Below are 20,205 nucleotides of genomic sequence, written 5' to 3'. Positions count from 1 at the left end.
GTGCGGAAATGGGCCCAACGTTCACGGTGAGTTTCCCGAACCACGCTTGCGCAGCGCCCCGAAGAACTCCCCTACCCCCAGCGGCAAACGATAGCGCCAGACGGCGGCGCAGAAAGCCCCAATGGCTAAAACAATTCCCAAAAGCGCGCCGGGAACGGTGTCCCCGAAAAGCGCCCGCAGAGCGAACACCGGGAACGCCACCGTCACGACGCCGAGCACCGCGGCACACCGATAGCCCCGGTCGACGGTGCGAAAGCCCAGGCGGTAGCGGGCCAGCAGCGCGGAGGCACCGTTGTCCACCACGATCGCCAGGCCCCAGGAAACCGCCGCCCCCAGCACCCCGTAGCGCGGAACCAGCCAGATGCCGCTGCCCAGTTGGACCACGAACGCGGTGCCCGCAACCACCAGATTCCAGACGCTCCGCCCGGCCATGAGGATGACCGTCTGCGCATTGCCGACGCCGACATTGACCAGACAGGCGGCCGCCAGGACCACCAGCCCCGCCGCGCCACCGCCGAAGCCGGGCCCGAAGAGCGACAGCACGGTCCGGGGGAAGGCGGCGAGGACCAGGAACACGGGCCAGGAGAAGAGCGCGATCCAGCGGGTCGACAGCCGGTGCAGATGCCGCGCCCCGTGCCGGTCGCCGCCCGCCAGCAGCCGGCTGATCTGCGGTGCCACCGCCAGTCTGATCGCCAACTGGAGCAGGCTCCCGGCGGTGACCAGCCGTCCGATCGCCGTGTAGATGCCGGCGTCGGCGCCGGTGCCCAGCGCCGACAGCAGGATCACCCCGATCCACACCGCGGTGATGTCGAAGACGGAGGAGACCGCCCGCGGTCCGGCGAACGCCCAGAACTCCCCTGACTGCGACGGCGGTTGCCCGGAACCCGGGTGCGTACGGCGGGACCGGCGCAGCGAGACGCCGGCGGCCACCGCGCCCAGCACCCCGGGCGCCAGCCAGGCCACCGAGAGACCGGTCACGCTCGGCGCGACCAGGACCAGCGGCACCGCGAGCAGCACCCGCAGGGCCGGCTTGCCGATCTGCTCCACGCCCACGAAGGGCACCACCGAACCGTAGCCCCGGGTGGCCCCGAGCAGCACCAGCGCCACCGTCGTCACCGGCAGGAACACCGCGAACAGCCGGATGAGCGCGGCGGCCTGGCCCGGATCCAGCTCGGGCAGCAGCAGACCGGCGAGCCCGGGGGAGCACAGCAGCACGGCCGCACCCGCGGTGCTCGCCAGCAGCGTCGGCAGGACCGAGATCCGCAGCAGGGCCGGTACCCCGGCGCCGCCGCTGAGCTCCAGATCCCGGGAGACGAAGCGGACCAGCGCGGTATCGGCGCCCAGCTTCAGCGCGTTGCTCAGGATGGTGAAGGCCGCGACCCCCGTGAACACCGCGCCGGCCCCGCGGGCCCCGAGACCATGGGTGATGACGGCGACGAGGAGAAACCCGAACAGCGCGTTGGCGGCCGAGCCCGCCAGGCCGAACATGCTGCCGCGGGCGGTGCTGCCGACCCCGCGTCCGCCGGCCCCGGCAGCTCCCGCCGCCGGTGGCGCGGGCCGCCCGCCCGCCCCCGCCGGACGGATGGCCGTCATCCGCGCAGCGAGGTGGTGTCGGTGTCGACGGACGCGCCGTCCTGCGGGGCCGGTCCGAGAAGCGGCGGCGGCGGGCCCGGCCGCGGCGGCGGTGCCACCGGGGCCGTCCGCGCACGGCCCCGGCCGCGCTTGCGGTGGGTCGGTCCGCCGTCCGTCAGCCGGCGCAGCGACGTCCCGCGGCTGCCCTTGTCCAGGACGGCCCCCAGGATGTGCCCGCCGGCGCCGGTGATCAGCTCCCACACCCGGTCCAGATCGTCCCGGCGGACCTCGTTGAGATCACACACCACCACGACACCGGCCGCCTGCTTGGCGACGGCCAGCCCGTCCGCATGCGACAGCAGCGGCCCGGTGACGACCACGACATTCTCGTTCGGGCCGGACGGGGCGTTCAGCAGCCGTGCGAACTGCGGTGAGGACAGGGCACGCGCCGGGTTGGGCACCTCCCGGCCGGGCAGCAGATCGAACCGCCCGTCCACCCCCGCGTCCACGGCGAGCCGCTCGCCGTCCGCCCAACTGCCCGGCACCGGACGGCCGTGACCGTGGTGCAGCGGCAGCCGCCGGGCGAGCTGCGGAGTACGCAGATCGGCCTCCACCAGCAGGATGTCGTTGCCGATCTCGGCGAACGCGCCGGCCAGGTTGACCGCGACCGACACCGCCTCCGCATGCTCCCGGGGAGAGACGACCAGCAGACTGCCCCGTCCCGCGAAGCGCTGGTCGTGCACCAGCCGGAAAGCGATCGTCCGGTAGGCCTCCGCCCGGTTGCCGCGGCCGGTCCGCCCGACCTCCAGCAGCTCCGCGCCGCCCTGCCGGCGGGGCAGGATGCCGAGCACCGGTGCCCGCAGATTGTCCTGCACATCCGCCACCGACCGGACCCGCGGCTCCAGCACCGAGCGCACCCAGGCCGCCAGAATGCCCAGCACCAGCCCGACCACGGCCCCGGCCAGCAGCAGCACGACGAGACCGGGGCTGGACGGGAAGGCCGGCGGATCGCCCTTGCGGACGATGTCACCGGGCGTGGTGTCGAGGGACTTCAGGCTGGAGATCCGCCCTTGCAGATCCGCTATCTCCGACACCAGGTTGCTGCGCTCGGACTCATCGGTGGCCCGCCCCCCGCTCCCGGCCGCGATCCGCCGGTCCAGCACCTTGCGCTGCTCCTGGAGCGGCTTGAGTTCGGTGCTCAGCTTGCTGACGGTCTTGTCTATCCGCTTGGTCGCGGCGTCCTCCCGGTAGTCCAGATACGCATGCACGAAGGCGTTGACGAGCGCGGACGCCCGGTCCGGGGAGTCCGCGTCGTACTCGAACATCAGGGTCTGGGTCTCGGGAGGATTGCTCACCCGCAGATCCCGCTGGAGCCGGGCCGGATCGGTGGTCAGCTTCAGGGCCTTGGCCGCACCGGCCGCGACCGACGCGCTCTGCGCGATCTGCCGCTCGGTGCCCATGCTGATCTGCTTGTCCACCGAGACCCCGCCGGCCTCGAAGGGCGCCGTACTGATCGCATGCACCACGACCTCGCCGGTCGCGGTATAGGTCGAGCCGCCGAGCAGGGACACGGCGCCACCGCCGAGCATGCCCAGTACCAGCCCCAGCACGACCAGGGCCCGGTACCGGAAGAGCTGGCGCAGCTGGTCCCGGATCTGGTCCGGCTCCTCCGCGGGCTCGTCGAAGACGCTCACGTACGTGCTCCTCCTGTGGGTAGCGGCAAGGCGGTGCGGGGCGCGGGCGACGCCGAGGCGCCCGCGGGGTCCGCCGCGGACGGCGGAAGGGTCCGCCGTCCCGGCTTACGGGTGATCAGTAGCGGGATGCAGACCAGCAGGGCGAGCGGGCCCACGATGGCCATCAAACTGCCGCGCAGCAGTACCAGTTGATAGAAGCCGAAGGCCGGCACCAGCAGCGCGGCGAGGGTCCCCGGGCGCCGCCGCAGCCGGTGCCGGAGGTCGTCGATACGCCGCCCCACCGCGCCGATCAGACCGAAGACGGCGATGACCGACGGGAACCCGGCCCACATGTACGACTCGATCCACAAGGGCGCGGAGAGGTTCTCGAAGGTATAGCCGGCGTGCCGGGCGAGCAGGATGCCCGCGTCATCGGGCTTGCCGGGCCAGACGGCGCGCGGCACGAAGAACAGCGGGGGCCCCAGCGCGGCCGTCGGTGTGAAGCCATGCGCATGGACGTAGTCCACACCCGTCTCGATCTGCTGGAACGCGTCATAGTCACCGTTGGACGTGAACTGCTCGGCCAGCGACACGACATGGACCGGCTCCCGCTTGTCGTAGCGGAAGTAGTCGCTGTACGGGAAGACGATCAGGACCACGGCCGCCACGGCCGCCGCGCCCATCCGGAACGCCCGCGGCCCGCGCAGCCAGGAGGCGCTGAAGACCAGCGCCAGCAGGACCGTTCCTGCCCAGAAACGCGGCTGGCTGATCGGGTTGTTGACCACCACGTTCACCGCGATCAGCAGCGGCAGCAGCAGCCACCGCAAGCCGCGCAGGGTCCGGTCACCGGCGGTGAACCGCGGTACGTGCACCAGCCCCACCAGCGCCCAGAAAGCCGGTACCGAAAGGGCCCAGGCGGCCATCGCCCGGTCCGCGGACGCGGCCGGCGCGGCCTGTGCCGCGGCCTCGTTGGCGGCCTGCCGGCTGAGGAAGAACGCCGACAGTCCGCCCTGACCCGGGATCAGCGCGACCGCCAGCAGCAGCGCCAGACCGCACAGCAGCAGCACCCGTCCCGGCGACAGCCGCCGGGCCAGCACCGGTTCGAGGAGCACGGAGGCGCGCGACGACCGCCAGGACGCCACCGCCGACCCGGCGCTGTAGGCGAGAAGTCCCGTCTCCACCACGGCCGTTGTCAGGAACGCGGTGTTCGCGTCGACCATGAAGCCCCGGGGGTAGGCGTCCGTCGCGAGCATCGCCAGCGGCGCGAGTCCCAGCCACACATAGGAAAAGAGCCAGAAACCGAGCGCGATCAGCCGCGCCCGGACGTCCGTCAGCACCCGTGCCAGCGCCGCACCCGTGTGCACCACCACCACGCACTGCACGGCCAGCGCGGCGCCGAAACGGGCGTCGAGCGACTGAAGGATCAGCACCGGAAGCAGCACCACCAGCAGCAGCGCCCAGCAGCACAGTGCGGCGACGCCCCGCACCGGCACCGTGGCGCCCGAACGTTTCCCGCGCGGCATCGGCCCACCTCCCCCCAACTCCCCACCAGCGACCACAATCTAAGGGACATCGGGAAAACAAGGTCGCCTTCGGGACACAATCGCAACGCAATTCACAGCCCGCGGGCCCCGGCAGGCTCCTACGATGACCGCACATCCAGAGGGGGGCCATTCGTGGAAGACTCGTTCGCGGGCCGGTGCGTGCTCGTGGTCTCGACCAATTACGCACCCGAACACACCGGCATAGGGCCGTACTCGACCCAGATCGCCGAGCACCTGGCCGCATCCGGAGCCGACACCCATGTCCTCGCGGGCATGCCGCACTATCCCGCCTGGCGGGTCGCGGACGGCTACCGCGGCCGGTGGCGTGTCCGGGAACGCCGCGGCGGGGTGACCGTGCACCGCCGGCGGCACACCGTTCCGCCGCACCAGACCGCCCTTCGCCGGGCCCTGTTCGAGGCGAGCATCCTGGCCCACAGTGCCCTGACACCACCGCGTATCCGACCCGACGTGGTGCTCACCCAGATGCCGAGCCTGGCCGGGGGAGTGCTCGGCGGGCGGCTGGCGCGGCAGGCCGGGGTACCGCATGTCGTGGTCGTCCAGGACCTGATGGGGGCCGCCGCCGAGCAGAGCGGCATCCAGGGCGGGGGCCGGGCCGCGGCCCTGGCCGGGGCGGTGGAGGCGCGGGTGCTGCGTCAGGCGGCCGTCGTCGGCGTGGTGCACGAATCGTTCGTGGACCGGGTCACGGCGATGGGCGTGCCGCGCGGACGGGTGCATGTGGTGCCCAACTGGACCCATGTGCGGGGTCCGAGCGGTGACCGGGACCGCACCCGGGCCCGGCTGGGCTGGTCCGGCGGGGAGACCGTGGTGCTGCACGCCGGCAACATGGGCCTCAAGCAGGGGCTGGAGGTACTGGTCGAGGCCGCGCGGCTGGCCGGGCAGGAGGCCGCGCCCGTGCGCTTCGTGCTCATGGGGGACGGCAATCAGCGGGCGCATCTGGAACGGCTCGCCGCGGACGTCCCCGCGCTGTCCTTCCTGCCGCCCGCCGACGCCGAGGACTTCCCCGAGGTGCTGGCCGCCGCCGATGTGCTCGCGGTGACCCAGAAGGCCTCCGTATTGGACATGAGCCTGCCGTCCAAGCTGACCTCGTACTTCATGACCGGCCGGCCGGTGATCGCTTCGGTGGCCGCCGAAGGGGGCACCGCCCAGGAGGTGCTGCGCTCGGGCGCCGGGACGGTCCTCGCACCGGAGGACCCGAAGGCGCTCCTCGCGGAGGTCCGGGCGCTCGCCGACGACCCCGGGCGGGCGGCGCGGCTGGGAGCCCGGGGCCCGCAGTACGTGGAGCAGCGGCTCAGCAGCCGGGCCGGTCTGGAGCGGATCACCGAACTGCTGCGGATCGCGCGGGCCGCCGGACGGTAGCCGCGGGCGGCGGGGGCGCCGGGCCCCCGCCGCCCCGGTCACCGTGCGCCGGGCCGGGCGAGGGACCCGTACCACCCCTCCAGCCGGTCGGCGACGGCCGCCAGCGAGAACTCCGCCTCGACGGCCGCCCGGCCGGCCCGGGTGACGCGCTCCCGCAGCGGACGGTCCTCCAGGAGCCGCAGCACCGCGTCCGCCAGCTGCTCCGGCGAACCGTCGGTCACCACGGCGGCCTCGCGCCGCCGGAGCGTACCGGCGATCCCGCAGCTGCCGGTGCAGACCACCGGGGTGCCCACCGCCAGGGACTCCAGCACACTCATCGGGAACGGCTCGTCGACGCTGGGCAGCACGTACACGGTGGCCTGCGCCGTCCGCCGCACCGCGGCGTCGTGGTCGAGGGCCCCGCCGTACGTCACGACCTCGCCCAGCCCCTCCTCGGCGATCAGCCGCCGCACCTCCGCCAGCCGCCCCTCGTCCGAACCGTGCAGGGTGAAGGACACCTCGGGCCGTTTGCGGTGCACCAGCGCCGCCATCCGCACGAAGGCCTCGGGGCGCTTGCGGCTCTGCAGCCGGGCGAGGAAGAGCACATCGGTGTCGCTGCGCTCGCCGTCGGCCGGGCGGGAGCGGACCCCGTTGGGGAGTCTGACCAGCCGCGGTCCGCGCGGGCCCAGCACCTTCCGCAGCCCGGCCTCCTCCTCGTCGGTGAGCACCAGGGCCGCGGACGCCCGCCGCAGCAGCGGGACATACACCCGGTCGAAGAGCCGGGCCACCGCCGAGCCGCGGGGCTGGACCATGCCATGGGTCTGCACGAGGAAGGGCCGGCGGCGCACCACGGCCACCACGAGCGCGGCCAGGGACACCAGGTCCCGCCCGGCGTGCAGATGCACCGCGTCGGCCCGGCCCACCCGCCGCCAGAGCGTGGGCAGCAGCCCCGGGTGGAACAGGCCCAGGAAACCCTGCCCCGGCACCAGCGTGCGGGCGGTCCGGGCGCGCAGCGGCACCCCGTCCACCGACCGCGGGGGCGCGCTCCGGCCCCGCCACAGCGAGACCAGCTCCACCTCGTGCCCCCGTGCGGCCAGTTCGCCCAGCTGTCCGGTGGCCACGCTCACCGGACCGCCGTAGGCCCCGTCGTCGCTGACCAGCGTCACCACATGGGTGATCCTCATACGGCACCTCCGGTGGTGTGCACGGCCCCCGGCGGCACATCGCGGTGGGCGACCACACCGGCCCCGACCACCGCGTCCGCTCCGACGGTGACACCGCGCAGCACCATGGCACGGGCCGCGACCCAGGACCCGGGCTCCAGCCGGATCGGTGCGTTGTCGAACTCGAAGGTGGGCGAACGGCGTTGGTGGCTCCCGGTGCACAGCACGGCGCCCTGGGACACACAGACATCATGGCCGATAGTGATCGGCTCCAGGTTGATCAGCCAGGAATCCTCTCCCACCCAGACGTCATCGCCGACCGTCAGCTTCCACGGCCACTGCACCCGTACCCGGTGCCGGATGAGCACCCGTTCGCCGACCCGGGCGCCGAAGAGCCGCAGCAGCGCGGGCCGCAGCCGCGGCGGGAACCACCACTTCATGAACAGGACGTTGAGCACGACGAACCAGGCGACCTGGGTCAGCAGTCCCCGGCCCTTGTCATAGCCGGCGCCGGTGAAGCCGCGCAGCCGGCGGTCGGTGGCGGTGACCGTCATCGGTCCACCCGCACCCGGTGACCGGAGAGCTCGTCCGCCAGCTGCCGGATGTCCGACTCGACCATGATCCGGGCGAGTTCGTCGTACTGCACCTTTGCCGACCAGTCCAGCCGGCTCTTGGCCTTGGACGCGTCACCGATGAGCGCGTCCACTTCGGAGGGCCGCTCGTACTTCGGGTCGAAGCGCACACTGCGCTCCCAGTCCAGCCCCACCGCGTCGAAGGCGGCCTGGAGGAAGTCCCGTACGGTCGCGGCCACTCCGGTCGCCACCACATAGTCGTCGGGTTCGTCCTGCTGGAGCATCAGCCACATGGCCTCGACGTACTCCGGGGCGTAACCCCAGTCGCGGACGGCGTCGAGGTTGCCGAGGTAGAGGTGCTCCTGAAGGCCCGCCTGTATGCGGGCCACCGCGCGGGTGATCTTACGGGTCACGAAGGTCTCACCACGCCGCGGGCTCTCGTGGTTGAAGAGGATCCCGTTGACCCCGAACAGGCCATATGCCTCGCGGTAGTTGACCGTGGACCAGTAGGCCATGACCTTGGCGCAGCCGTACGGGCTGCGCGGGTGGAAGGGCGTCGCCTCGTTCTGCGGCGGCGGGGTGGCGCCGAACATCTCCGAGGACGACGCCTGGTAGAGCTTGGTCTGCACGCCGCTGGCGCGGATGGCCTCCAGCAGCCGTACGGCGCCCAGCCCGGTCACATCGCCGGTGTAGAGCGGAGCGTCGAAGGACACCCGGACATGGGACTGGGCCCCGAGGTTGTAGACCTCGTCGGGCTGCACATCGCGCAGCAGATTCACCAGGGCCACCCCGTCCGACAGATCGACGTGGTGCAGCAGCAGTCGCCGGTCGGGGGTGTGCGGGTCCTGGTAGATGTGGTCGATGCGCTCGGTGTTGAAGCTCGATGAGCGTCTCATCAGCCCGTGCACCTCATAGCCCTTGCTCAGCAGCAATTCGGCGAGATACGAACCGTCCTGACCGGTGATTCCGGTGATGACCGCGGTTTTCGGCATGGCTTCCCCCCACGAGAAGTGATGTACATCGGTTCTGACTTGCTGGATTACCCACGCGCCGGCGGACCGCGGGGCGTGGACGCTACCCGCTCCGTTGCCGCCGGTCGAGGGCGAGGAGCGGCAGATATTTCCTGAAATAGCCGGTGGACGTATCGGGTTGACTGGCACAATCCGGCCCATGGATGACTTGCTGCCCACACCCGCTCGCGTCTTCGTCGCGGGCCACCGAGGCCTGGTGGGATCCGCCGTGGCCCGTCGGCTGTCCGCGCAGGGCTATGACGTGCTGACCCGTACCCGCGCGGAGCTCGACCTGCGGGATGCCGGGGCCACCGAGGCGTATCTGCGCTCGGCGCGGCCCGACGCCGTCGTCCTGGCGGCCGCCAAGGTCGGCGGAATCATGGCCAACAGCACCCACCCCGTGCAGTTCCTGGAGGACAATCTGAGCATCCAGCTCAGCGTCATCGCAGGCGCGCACCGGGCCGGGGTGCGTCGGCTGCTGTTCCTCGGATCGAGCTGTATCTACCCCAAGCACGCCGCCCAGCCGATCACCGAAGACGCCCTGCTGAGCGGCCCGTTGGAGCCCACCAACGAGGCCTACGCGATAGCCAAGATCGCCGGTCTCGTCCAGATCCGCTCCTACCGCCGGCAATACGGTGCCTCCTTCATCTCCGCCATGCCGACGAACCTCTACGGGCCGGGCGACAACTTCGACCTGGAGACCTCGCACGTCCTGCCCGCGCTCATCCGCCGCTTCCACGAGGCGAAGGAACAAGGGCTGCCCGAGCTCACCCTCTGGGGCACCGGCACCCCGCTGCGCGAGTTCCTGCACGTCGACGATCTGGCCGCCGCCTGCGAGGTGCTGCTGCGCCGCTATGACGGCGACGACACGGTCAACGTCGGCTGCGGCAGTGACCTGACCATCGCCGACCTGGCCGCCCGTGTCGCCGCCGCGGTGGGATACGAGGGCCGGATCACCTTCGACCCGTCCCGCCCCGACGGCACCCCGCGCAAGCTGCTCGACATCAGCAGGATGCGGGCCCTGGGCTGGACGCCCACCATCCCGCTGGCCGAGGGCATCGCCCGGACCTACCGGGCCTGGCGGGCGGAGCCGGCCGCGGTGTGACCGCCCTGGATCCGTACCGTGCACCCGGCGCCCGCCGCTCGGCGAGGCGCCGGACGCACACCGTGGCGCGCTAGTACGCACCGCGCCCGTCCACGACGGCCCGCACGGTACGGACCAGCACATTGATGTCGCGGACGTAGGACCAGTTGTCCACATAGCTCAGATCCAGCGCGACGGTCTCGTCCCAGGAGAGATCGGACCGCCCGCTGACCTGCCACAGCCCGGTCAGTCCCGGCTTGACGGACAGTCGGCGCAGCTCGGTCCCGTTGTACCGCTCCACCTCTTCGGGCAGCGGGGGCCGCGGGCCGACCAACGACATATGGCCGGTCAACACGTTGAACAGCTGGGGCAGTTCATCCAGGGAGAAGCGGCGCAGCAGCCGGCCCACCGGCGTCACCCGCGGATCCCGCCGGATCTTGAACATCGCCCCGTCGTGCTCGTTCGATGTCTCCAGCGCCGCCCGCATCCGGTCGGCGGTGACCACCATCGTGCGGAACTTCCACATCCGGAACGGCCGCAGATCCTGGCCGACCCGGATCTGCCAGTAGAACACCGGCCCGGCGGAGGAGAGCCTTATCGCCGCCGCCACCAAGGCGAACACCGGGGAGAGCAGTGCCAACAGCAGCAACGCCCCCAGCCGGTCCGTGAGCTGCTTCAGCAGAACCGGCATCCCGCGCCGCGCCGCGGGGTCTATATGCATCACCGTCAGGCCCGCCGCCTTCGCGAGCCGGACCCGGTGCTGCGACACATCGATCAGGCCCGGAAGTATGGCCAGATTCCGACCCCCGTCGTGCAGGGCCCAGGCCAGCCTCCGTATTCGCCCCGCGGACAGCCGGCGGCCCGGCGCCACGAAGACGAGATCGGCGTCGAGGTCGGCGGCGCACCGGAGCACGGTCTCGCCGTCCAGTGCCGCTTCGGGCGCGCTTCCGTCCGACGCGAGCCGGGCCGGGACCGGCACCGCCGAGTCGATGGCCTCCTCGCCGACGAGACAGCTGCCGACCACGACATATTCATGATCGGTACGGTGTGCCAGCTCCGCGAGCACCACATCGACGGTGCCCGCCTCCCCGACGATCAGCACCCGGCGCAGCGCCTGCGCACGGCGTCTGGCGGCCACCAGATACCGGTGCACCAGGCGGCGCCGGGCCACGCCCAGCGCCAGGCACGGCAACAGGGCGAGTATGCAGATCTTGAGCGAGACCTCGACCCGCGCCACGACGCAGACGACGGCGAGTACGCCCAGCATGGTCAGCCAGTCACGTAAGACCGGCAGCGCGGCGTCGTCTCCGGCGGGCTCCTCCCGGCTGTAACGATTCTTCGATGCGCCCACGGCGAGCCATGAGGCGCCGGCCAGCACCGCGGTGAGCAGCGGCTGGGGCTGCTCTGTCACGGCACAGAGCAGCCCCACCGGCAGCAGGGCCCCCACGGCATCGACGGCCGGCGCCAGCTGTCGCAGCCGGCGCTCCGTCGGCCTGTGCCTGCTTTTGTCGTCGCGTTCCGGTACGCGGTCCAACTTGGCTGTCCCGGCAGGTGAATCCATCACCCTTGCTCCGGCAGCTTCGAACAACCCCATGGCCCCCCACTTGGTCGTCCCCTTCACTTCCGGCGCGGCTGGAGCCCCCCGGCCCCACAACCGCCCCCGTGTCGGACGTGACGCTAGAGCACGCTGCGCCCGACTGCTGTGGTTTACCTATTTTGAGTGTTCTTGTGTCCGATTGTTTACAACGGGACGAGCGCGTGATCCGGTCTCGGCCAATGTGCCGGGGGGCGAACAACCCTTTTGCGGAACGGCGAATCGCCCGGCAGGCCGGCCGTCAGCCGCGGCCGGGAGGGACGCTGGGCGCCCACGAGTTGTTCCCGGGCGCCATGTGTGTGCGCTCCCGCGCCCGTGCCCTGACCGGGGCGGAGCTGCGTCGCGTGCGGCGGTCGGTCAGCCGGCGGCGCGTAGGGAAGCGTCCAAGGTGCTCATGAGTTGCGTCCACGCGATCCTTGGCCGTGGGTGCGAGAGGATAACGGGAAAGCACAGCGATCAGTACCGGCGTGGCACGTTGCCGAGCCTCGGATCGCCGGGAACGGTCTCCTCGAACACGGGGAGGACTTCCTGGGCGCTCTCCGCCACGTAGCGCGCCACCACTCGCAGCTCGTCCATGGTCAACTCGAAATCACCGGACACGGTCGTCATGGACCCGATCCTCCCACCGCGTGGAGCGCTGCCCGGTGGCCTTCGTGGCCGCCGGGACGTCGGAGGCCCGTCCGTCCACAGCGGCCGACACCAGGTACCGGAGGGTCCCGACGGCCACCGGGAGCAGCGCCGGTCAGATCGCGGACACATGGCGTATCCGGCTGTTGGCCAGGTTCTCCGCCCGGCGGACCGTACTCGTGGAGGCGGCCAGCAAGGGCAGCCGGACGGCAGGGCTGGGAATGCGGCCCTGAGCGTGCAGTACTCCCTTGATCACTGTCGGGTTCGGTTCGGCGAACAGGGCAGCCGAGAACCGGGCCAGCTCGGCTCCGAGCCTGCGGGCGGGTGCGGCGGAGCCGAGATGCCACAGCGAGATCAGTTCGGCGTAGTCGGCGGTGCGGACATTGGCCGAGGCGACGATTCCGCCGTGGGCGCCCGCCGCGACCAGCGGGGAGATGACGACGTCGTCGCCGCCGAGCACGGCGAAGCCGGGCGGGGGACAGTCGAGCAATGCCATCGTGGTCGCGTCGATCGCACCGGTCGCGTGCTTGATTCCGACGATCCCTGGCAGGCGGCCGAGTGCGGCGATCGCGTCGGCGCTGAGAGTCTGTCCGGTGCGGTAGGGGATGTCGTACACGAGCAGCGGTAGGCCACCGTCTTCTGCCAGCGCGGTGAAGTGCGCGAGTGTCCCCGCCTCACCGGGCCGGGTGTAGGGCGGCGCGGGAACCAGCGCCGCGGCGACGTCACCGGTGGCCGCCAGCTCGTGCAGCGACGTGATGGCGGTGGCGGTGTCGTTGGTGCCGACCCCGACGATGAGCGGGGCGCCGTGTTCCCGGCAGGCGGCCGAGCAGATGCGCACCACGGTCCGCTTCTCCTCCGCGGTCAGCGTGGCTGCTTCCGCGGTGGTGCCGAGGGCGACGAGTCCGGAGGCGCCGGCCGACAGCGCCTCGTCGGCGAGTCGGGCCAGCGCGTCGGGGGCCAGACGCAGGTCGTGGGTGAAGGGAGTCACCAAGGGGACGTACAGGCCGGTGAAGAGGGGATTGGGCTTCATGGCTCCACCCTGGCTCACACCGAACCGGTAGATCCATTTCTGATTTCTACCTTCATGGCTAAGCTGAACTTATGCTTGATGTGCGTCGTCTCCACCTGCTTCGCGAGCTCGACCGGCGGGGCACGATCGCGGCCGTGGCCGAGGCGCTGACCTTCACCGCATCCGCCGTCTCCCAGCAGCTGGGTGTGCTGGAGCGCGAGGCGGGTGTGGCCTTGCTGGAACGCAGCGGCAGGCGGGTGATTCTCACGCCCGCAGGCCGTTCCCTCGTCGCACACGCCGACGCCGTGCTGGAACGCCTTGAGTTGGCGGTCGCCGAGCTCGCCGGCGCGCGGGAGGGGATCGGCGGGCCGCTGCGTATCGGGACCTTTCCCTCCGGTGGCCACACCATCGTGCCCGCCGCGCTGGCCGAGCTGACGCAACGGCATCCCGCGCTGGAACCGATGGTGCAAGAGATCGACTCAGCGCGCGTCTCCGACGGCCTGCGGGCCGGTGAACTCGACGTGGCCCTGGTCCATGACTACGACTTCGTACCCGCGTCACCGGACACCACGGTGGACGAGGTGCCCCTGCTGGAGGAGCCGGTGTACCTCGTCACCAGGACCGCGGCCGAGACCACCGGCCACAGCGGCACGCTGGCGGAGCTGCTCGGCCCGTATGCCGAGGCCCCGTGGATCACCGCGCGGGACGGCACGACCGGGCACGCGATGGCCGTGCGCGCCTGCCAGGCGGCCGGGTTCCAGCCGAGAATTCGCCACCAGGTCAATGACTTCCGCACCGTGCTGGCCCTGGCCGCCACCGGGCAGGGGGCCGGATTCGTGCCGGAAATGGCCACTGCGCAAAGCCCCGCAGGGGTGGTGCTGACCAAGTTGCCGCTGTTCCGACGATCGAAGGTCGCCTTCCGCGCGGGCGGCGGTACTCATCCGGCGATCGCCGCATTCGTGGCCGCGGCAACAGCGGCAGTGGGCTGTATGAGGGGTTCAGGGCCCGGTGAGAAGACCGCGATGCGCTAGCGGACTCCGCACCGGCGCTGCTGGAGCAGGGTGCCGACGCCCCGGCGAGTTGACCGCGAACCCGTGGGCCGGATGCTGAAGGGGGCTGTCTGTCGGCGGCTCAGGGACACGGCATGCTCATGTAGAGGGCCTGTTCGCCCGATGAGGGCGTGCCGTCGTAGAGCGTGGTGTCCAGTCCGCAGAAGGTGAATCCCATCCGCCGGTAGGCGTGGATCGCCGGGGCATTGATGTTGGTGACTTCCAGCCAGAGGTGCCCTGCACCGCGCTCACGGGCGAACTCGACGGCATGGCCCACCAGGGCCCGGCCGAGGCCCCGACTCCGATGGGGCGGAGCGATCTTGATCTCCTCGATGGTCAGCCGCCGGTTCCACGCGGCGTAGGAGACGGCGGCGAAGCCCGCCAGGCAATGGTCGGAGCCAACGGCGACGAAAGTACGGCTGTGCGGGTCCTCCTCGCCGGCAGGGCCGTCGTCGGCGTCGGCATCCTCCGCTGGGAAGACTTTGTGGAGGGGCGGGTCCACCGGGATCTCCTGGAGGGCGAACCCGTCCTCGGTGCCGGCCACATGGAAGACCGTGCGGGTGGTGAAGGATCCGTCGAGTGCCTCCATGGCCTGGGTGTCCTCAGGCCGGGCAGCGCGGAACTCGTAGTCCATGTCGTCAATGGGCGTCATGGCATGAACCTACGACCAGCGACCGGAGGGATCGGGGCCGGGGCGGGGTCTTCCGACGCCCGAACTCCCCGACGTTCCCGGTGCGCCCAGCAGACCTCCGGCTAGCATTCCGGCCATGAACAGTGACCTCTTCGCCTCGGAGAACATGGCCGCACCGGCCACCGCGCCCGGGATGACGCAGCAGAACGCCAAATCCCTCAAGTACGCGCTGGACGGCGAGTGTTATGCCCGGCAGGGCTCGATGATCGCCTACCGCGGCGACCTGCAATTCGAGAAGCAGGGGCAGGGCATCGGCAAGTTCCTCAAGCGGGCGGTCACCGGTGAGGGGCTGGCGCTGATGGCCGTGCAGGGCCGCGGCGAGGTGTGGTTCGCGCACGAGGCCGCCAACTGCTTCATCATCGACCTCGCCCCGGGCGACGGCATCACCGTCAATGGCCGAAATGTGCTGTGCTTCGACCCGTCCCTCTCCTACGAGATCAAGGTCGTCAAGGGTGCCGGCATGGTCGGTGGCGGGCTCTTCAACTCCGTCTTCAGCGGCCAGGGCAAGCTCGGGGTGATGTGTGAGGGCAACCCCATCGTCATACCCGTCTCCCCGCAGGCCCCGGTCTTCGTGGACACCGATGCCGTGGTCGGCTGGAGCAGCGCACTCCAGACCACGCTGCACCGGTCGCAGAGCCTCGGCTCGATGCTCCGGGGCGGCTCCGGGGAGGCCGTCCAACTCCGCCTCGACGGCGAGGGCTTCGTGATCGTACGGCCCAGTGAACTCCGCCCGGAGAAGGAATCCGGCAACTGATCCGGATCAGCCCGGGGCCGGGCGACCGCGGGCCGGCCCCGCGGAGGCGGCTTCGCGCGGGGGGCCGCTGCCTGGCATGATCGCGCGCATGGCTGAACGCGTGATCGCCGCCTGTGACGGCGCTTCGAAAGGAAACCCCGGGCCCGCCGGCTGGGCCTGGGTCATCGCCGACGGTGCGGGAACCGTCGTCCGGTGGGAGGCCGGGCCGCTGGGCACCGCGACCAACAACGTCGCGGAACTCACGGCCCTGGAACGTCTGCTGGCAGCCACCGATCCGGCCGTCCCGATCGAGATCCGGATGGACTCCCAGTACGCGATGAAGGCCGTCACCACCTGGCTGCCCGGCTGGAAGCGCAAGGGGTGGAAGACGGCCGCGGGCAAGCCGGTCGCCAATCAGGAACTGGTCGCCGGCATCGACGCGCTGCTCACGGACCGCTCCGTGGAGTTCCGCTATGTCCCCGCGCACCAGGTGGACGGTGACCCGCTCAACGACTTCGCCGACCGGGCGGCGAGCCAGGCGGCCATCGTCCAGGAGGCCGCCGGCAGCGCACTCGGCTCCCCGGAACCGCCGTCCGCCCCCGACACCGTGCGGCCCGCCGGCACCCGTCGACGGGCCTCCGGTCCGGCGGCGAAGACCGCCTCCGCACCGCAGCGGCGTACCTCGGGAAAGACGCGGACCCTGAACGCCAAGTTCCCCGGCCGCTGCCGCTGCGGGCGCTCCTACGCGGCGGGCGAGCCCATCACCAAGAACCCCGACGGCTGGGGCCACCCCGCCTGCCGTTCCGGGGCGGGGGACGACTAGGCCACCCTTTATGCGTTCGCCGAAGCTCCTCGATGTGGCTCACCACCGTGCTGGGCGTCGCCGGTGCTGGTGAAGGCCCTCGGGAGGTGGCGCAGGGCGAAGACGCCGAGTGCGGCGTGGAGGATGCCTGCGATAGCGGCAGCAGCGTGCAGACCGGTGACGAAGGCTGACTTCGCCTCGCCGATCACCGCGGCCGCGAGGCCGGGGATCTGGAGTGTCTCGTTGAGGGTGCCGGCGAGGTCAGGTCCCTGGAGCCGGAAGATCAGGGCGGCCAGCGAGCCGAGGAGTGCGATCCCGAGGGCGTTGCCGATCTCGTTGCTGGTCTCGGCGATTGCTGCCGCGGACCCGGCGCGCTCTGCGGGCACCGCAGCGACAGCGGTGTCGGCCACGACGCTGAAGGAGATGCCGTAGCCGACGCCGGCGATGAGGGTGGATGCCACGTACCAGCCGCTGCCGCCGGAGGCGCTGGTGGCCGGCAACAGGAGCAGCCCTGCGGCGATGAAGAAGTGGCAGGTGATGAGCGCTGCGCGGGTGCCGATCCGCGCGACCAGTGCCGGTGTGACGATGCAGGTCACGGTGAGCACAGCGGCGCCGGGGAGCGCGACGAGAGCTGTGTCCAGCACTGTCAGTCCGAGGACGGACTGGAGGTAGATGCCGCCGAGGTAAGCCGTTGCCGACCATGCGGCCAGGGGCAGAAGCCCGGTGATGGCCGCGATCGTGAACACCCGGTCGCGGAAGAGGCGGAAGTCGATCAGCGGGTATTCGAGGCGGAGTTGCCGCCGGACGAACCACCGCAGGGTGACGACGCCGACGATCCCGGTGACCACCGGGGCTGCTCTCAGCCCCGCCGCGGCAGCGTGCTTGATCGCGTAGACGGTCAGCAAGATGCCCGCAGCGGAGAGCAGAACACTCAAGACGTCGATGCGGCCGGTCCGGGTGGCACGTACCTCGCGGAGCAGGGCCGGGGCCAGGAGCAGGAACAGCACGACGACGGGGAGATTGATGAGGAAGACCGACCCCCACCAGAACCTGCTCAGCAGCTGTCCGCCGACGACCGGACCGATCGCGAACCCGGCGGCAAAGGTGGCTGCGAAGATCCCGATCGCGTGTGCCCGCCGGCGTGGATCGGTGAACAGTTCGCTGAGTACCGCCAGCGCCGACGGCAGCAGCGTGGCACCGGCCACGCCCATCAACGCCCGGAACGCGATCAGCAGTTCCGGCCCGGGAGCGAACGCCGCTCCTGCCGAGCCGGCACCGAACACCGCCGCGCCGATCATCAGCAGCTTCAGCCGACCGTACCGGTCACCCATGTTCCCGAACGCGATGATCAAGGACCCGACGGCGAATCCGTAGACGTCCAGGATCCACAACGCCTGATCGGCAGTCGGTGACAGAGCCTCGGAGACCTTGGCCGTCGCCAGGAACAGGACCGAACCGTCCATCGCGACCAGCAGTACCGGGCCGAGCACCACCAGCAGACCGAGCCACGCACGCAAGCCCGCTGAGTGAGAAACACGCTGTTCATTCATGCGTCCGACGGTGCGGTACGTCGGATGCGGCAACCATCCCCGCGCCGTGGGTACACCTGGCAGGGGCACCCGGAAACGGACCGTCGCCCCTATGCTCAACGTCATGGAACTGGAGAGCCTCGGGGCCTACCTCAAGACCCGCCGCGACCGGGTCACGCCTGCCGACGTCGGACTGCGCACTTACGGCACCGCCCGCCGCGTACCCGGCCTGCGTCGCGAGGAGCTCGCCCAGCTCGCCGGTGTGAGCGCCGGCTACTACACGCGGCTGGAGCAAGGTCAGGCCGGTACTGCCTCTCGGCAGGTCCTCGATGCGCTTGCCGGCGTGCTCCAGCTCGATCCGGCAGAGACCGTCCACCTGCACAACCTCGCCCGTCAGCCCACCACATCACGCCTGGTCCGGCAGCGCCCTGAAAGTCCGCACCCACGCGTCCTGGCGCTTGTGGCGTCCCTGGGCGAGAGCACGCCGGCCGTCGTGCTCGGCCGCCGTGGCGACGTGCTGGCCTGGAACCGCACCGGACATGCCCTGGTCGCAGAACACATCGACTTCTACGCACCGGGTGATCTCGCACGACGGCCGTCCATCCCCCGGATGTTTTTCCTCGATTCCCTCACCCGTGATCTGCACCGCAACTGGGATGAACTGGCCCGAACCCATGTCGCCTACCTGCGGCTCACCGCGGGCAGGTATCCCACTGATGCCCGATTGGCCGAACTGATCGGCGAACTCGCCATGTACAGCGGCGACTTCGCCAAGCTGTGGGCCGAAGGCAACGTCGCGGACTGCACGGTGGGCACGATGCATCTGCAACACCCAACCGTCGGAAGGGTCGACGTCGACTACCAGGTGTGGCTCCAGCCCGACAGCCCCGACCACCGCCTGGAGCTCTATACACCCAACGACAGCGCCTCGGCCGACGCGTTGCAACTGCTGTCCAGCCAAGTTGCCGATCACCCGTAACCCGGTCTCGCGGCGCAACCGCCGTTGAACGAAGTCGAGCGGCCGGGGAAGGCCCGCCGTGGCACCGCAGCCCCGGCCGGGACCGGCCCGGGTCAGTCATGGCGGTCCAGGTCGGTGATCTGTTGCACGGCGAACATGCCCGCCCCCATCGTGGTCGTGGTGCTCTCGTACAGCCGCTGCGGCTTGCTGGTGCCGTCCACGCTGCCCAGTGCCGCCAGGCGGAAACCGAACTCGCCGCTGAGCGACACACCGCTGCGCTGGTCGGCGATCCAGTCCTTGACCGACTTGTGGGAGTAGACGTCGACCTGGTTCGGGTTGCCGCCGGAGCGGTCTCCGAGCACGATGCCGTCCATGCCCTTCGCATGGAACTCCACAACCTTGGGCACCCGCGTCAGACCGAGCACGTAGTCCGTGACGCTGGTGTACGGCTGCGCGCCGGACTCGCGCCGGAGGAAGGTGGCCTCCGCCTTGTGGTGCCCGCCCCGGTCCATGAAGAAGCGCACGGTGAGGTCGAAGACGCCCGACAGGAGACGGGCTGTCGCCTCATCGCCCGGTACTCCGCGGCTCAGCTCGCGGCGGAACGTGCCCTTGTACGTTCCGTAGTAGGCGTCCATGTGGTTCCCGATCTCCTCGCCGCCCTGCTCCGGGCGCCCGGTGGCGGGTTCCGGTTCGAAGAACCAGCTTCCGGTGTTGAGGGCGACGGACATGGTGTCGGTCGACAGCGGGGCTCCGGCGTCCTTCCGCTCGTCCGGCACGTAGCCGTAGTAGCACTGTCCGATGTTGCCCAGCAGCAGGCCCTTGAAGTCCCAGTACTTCTTCGGTGTCTCCTCCACCATCCAGGTCGCGTTCTCATCGAAGGAGAGGGCGCCGTGCGGGGTCACCTGCTCCACCGACGCTCCGGCCTTGTCGCCGGGGGCACGGAGATATTTGCCGCTGTAGACGTTCCGCAGCGAAAAGGTGCGTACGGCGTGGTACTGGGAGTCGGCACTCCGCCACCGGTCCAGGTAGAACTTGCCGTCGCCCCGGTCCTCGACCGTCCAGAGCTGACGTTCCCGTTGCCGCCAGTCCGTCGCCGGCTCCTGGAGCTCGACCGTTGAGCCGTTGTCGCCGTCGCGCACGCCCAGGTACAGGGCGCTCGCTTCGTTCTTGAGCAGGTACGTTCCCTCGGCCATCTTCGTCACGGAATCTCCTCCAGAGCGTGGTGCGGCCCAGTGGCGG

At 70.8% G+C, this 20,205-nt stretch carries 18 protein-coding genes; 6 read left to right on the top strand and 12 right to left on the bottom strand.

Annotated features, from left to right (window positions below):
- Positions 1-21: 21 nt before the first annotated feature.
- The 3 genes from ACZ4XD_RS31100 to ACZ4XD_RS31090 are packed head-to-tail and all read right to left on the bottom strand — an operon-like array spanning position 22 to position 4,768.
- Positions 22-1,593, bottom strand: a complete 1,572-nt coding sequence (locus ACZ4XD_RS31100) for an oligosaccharide flippase family protein (protein WP_468047552.1) — start codon at positions 1,591-1,593, stop codon at positions 22-24.
- Positions 1,590-3,266, bottom strand: a complete 1,677-nt coding sequence (locus ACZ4XD_RS31095) for a polysaccharide biosynthesis tyrosine autokinase (protein WP_468047550.1) — start codon at positions 3,264-3,266, stop codon at positions 1,590-1,592. The genes ACZ4XD_RS31100 and ACZ4XD_RS31095 overlap by 4 nt, the downstream gene beginning before the upstream one ends.
- Positions 3,263-4,768 carry a hypothetical protein gene (locus ACZ4XD_RS31090; protein ID WP_468047548.1) on the bottom strand — a complete coding sequence of 502 codons (1,506 nt, stop codon included), beginning with the start codon at positions 4,766-4,768 and terminating at the stop codon, positions 3,263-3,265. The genes ACZ4XD_RS31095 and ACZ4XD_RS31090 overlap by 4 nt, the downstream gene beginning before the upstream one ends.
- Before the next feature lie 186 nt (positions 4,769-4,954).
- Between ACZ4XD_RS31090 and ACZ4XD_RS31085 the strand changes: the two genes are divergently transcribed.
- Positions 4,955-6,166, top strand: coding sequence for a glycosyltransferase (locus ACZ4XD_RS31085; protein WP_468047589.1), 1,212 nt, complete (start codon positions 4,955-4,957; stop codon positions 6,164-6,166).
- A 38-nt stretch (positions 6,167-6,204) separates the two neighbouring features.
- Here the strand turns inward: ACZ4XD_RS31085 and ACZ4XD_RS31080 are convergent, their stop codons facing one another.
- Genes ACZ4XD_RS31080 through gmd form a run of 3 tightly spaced genes read right to left on the bottom strand, consistent with a single transcriptional unit; the run spans position 6,205 to position 8,872 of the window.
- Positions 6,205-7,329, bottom strand: a complete 1,125-nt coding sequence (locus tag ACZ4XD_RS31080) for a glycosyltransferase (protein WP_468047546.1) — start codon at positions 7,327-7,329, stop codon at positions 6,205-6,207.
- The gene (locus ACZ4XD_RS31075; RefSeq protein ID WP_468047544.1) at positions 7,326-7,862 is read right to left on the bottom strand and encodes a DapH/DapD/GlmU-related protein; all 537 of its coding nucleotides are present in this window, start codon (positions 7,860-7,862) and stop codon (positions 7,326-7,328) included. The genes ACZ4XD_RS31080 and ACZ4XD_RS31075 overlap by 4 nt, the downstream gene beginning before the upstream one ends.
- Positions 7,859-8,872, bottom strand: coding sequence for a GDP-mannose 4,6-dehydratase (gene gmd, locus ACZ4XD_RS31070; RefSeq protein ID WP_468047542.1), 1,014 nt, complete (start codon positions 8,870-8,872; stop codon positions 7,859-7,861). The genes ACZ4XD_RS31075 and gmd overlap by 4 nt, the downstream gene beginning before the upstream one ends.
- A 178-nt stretch (positions 8,873-9,050) precedes the next feature.
- Between gmd and ACZ4XD_RS31065 the strand changes: the two genes are divergently transcribed.
- A complete protein-coding gene (locus ACZ4XD_RS31065) occupies positions 9,051-9,995 on the top strand; it encodes a GDP-L-fucose synthase family protein (protein WP_468047540.1) in 945 nt (314 codons plus the stop codon).
- Positions 9,996-10,065: 70 nt separating this feature from the next.
- Here the strand turns inward: ACZ4XD_RS31065 and ACZ4XD_RS31060 are convergent, their stop codons facing one another.
- The 3 genes from ACZ4XD_RS31060 to dapA form a co-directional block, all read right to left on the bottom strand.
- Positions 10,066-11,535 (bottom strand): sugar transferase, encoded by a 1,470-nt coding sequence (locus tag ACZ4XD_RS31060; protein ID WP_468047538.1) that lies wholly within the window; start codon positions 11,533-11,535, stop codon positions 10,066-10,068.
- A 489-nt stretch (positions 11,536-12,024) separates the two neighbouring features.
- Positions 12,025-12,177, bottom strand: coding sequence for a hypothetical protein (locus tag ACZ4XD_RS31055; protein WP_468047536.1), 153 nt, complete (start codon positions 12,175-12,177; stop codon positions 12,025-12,027).
- A gap of 133 nt (positions 12,178-12,310) precedes the next feature.
- Positions 12,311-13,225, bottom strand: coding sequence for a 4-hydroxy-tetrahydrodipicolinate synthase (dapA, locus tag ACZ4XD_RS31050; protein WP_468047534.1), 915 nt, complete (start codon positions 13,223-13,225; stop codon positions 12,311-12,313).
- A 71-nt stretch (positions 13,226-13,296) separates the two neighbouring features.
- Here dapA and ACZ4XD_RS31045 point away from each other — a divergent pair, with 71 nt between their 5' ends.
- Entirely contained in the window at positions 13,297-14,235 is a 939-nt protein-coding gene (locus tag ACZ4XD_RS31045) for a LysR substrate-binding domain-containing protein (protein WP_468047532.1), read from the top strand.
- A 100-nt stretch (positions 14,236-14,335) separates the two neighbouring features.
- Here ACZ4XD_RS31045 and ACZ4XD_RS31040 read toward each other — a convergent pair whose 3' ends face one another.
- Positions 14,336-14,905, bottom strand: a complete 570-nt coding sequence (locus tag ACZ4XD_RS31040) for a GNAT family N-acetyltransferase (RefSeq protein WP_468047530.1) — start codon at positions 14,903-14,905, stop codon at positions 14,336-14,338.
- Positions 14,906-15,020: 115 nt separating this feature from the next.
- Between ACZ4XD_RS31040 and ACZ4XD_RS31035 the strand changes: the two genes are divergently transcribed.
- A complete protein-coding gene (locus ACZ4XD_RS31035) occupies positions 15,021-15,698 on the top strand; it encodes an AIM24 family protein (RefSeq protein ID WP_468047528.1) in 678 nt (225 codons plus the stop codon).
- A gap of 76 nt (positions 15,699-15,774) precedes the next feature.
- Complete coding sequence (locus ACZ4XD_RS31030) at positions 15,775-16,500, top strand: ribonuclease H family protein (protein WP_468047526.1); 726 nt, start codon at positions 15,775-15,777, stop codon at positions 16,498-16,500.
- Positions 16,501-16,508: 8 nt separating this feature from the next.
- Here the strand turns inward: ACZ4XD_RS31030 and ACZ4XD_RS31025 are convergent, their stop codons facing one another.
- Positions 16,509-18,029 (bottom strand): MFS transporter, encoded by a 1,521-nt coding sequence (locus tag ACZ4XD_RS31025; protein ID WP_468047524.1) that lies wholly within the window; start codon positions 18,027-18,029, stop codon positions 16,509-16,511.
- 103 nt (positions 18,030-18,132) lie between these two features.
- Here ACZ4XD_RS31025 and ACZ4XD_RS31020 point away from each other — a divergent pair, with 103 nt between their 5' ends.
- Positions 18,133-18,987: a helix-turn-helix transcriptional regulator gene (locus ACZ4XD_RS31020; RefSeq protein WP_468047522.1), complete on the top strand. Its 855-nt coding sequence runs from the start codon at positions 18,133-18,135 to the stop codon at positions 18,985-18,987.
- A 92-nt stretch (positions 18,988-19,079) separates the two neighbouring features.
- On the opposite strand, the gene ACZ4XD_RS31015 is transcribed toward ACZ4XD_RS31020, so the two are convergent.
- Positions 19,080-20,168, bottom strand: a complete 1,089-nt coding sequence (locus ACZ4XD_RS31015) for an RICIN domain-containing protein (protein WP_468047520.1) — start codon at positions 20,166-20,168, stop codon at positions 19,080-19,082.
- Positions 20,169-20,205: the final 37 nt, after the last annotated feature.

Source organism: Streptomyces sp. NPDC029466 (assembly GCF_055574515.1).
This window is presented reverse-complemented; position numbering and strand designations above follow the sequence as displayed.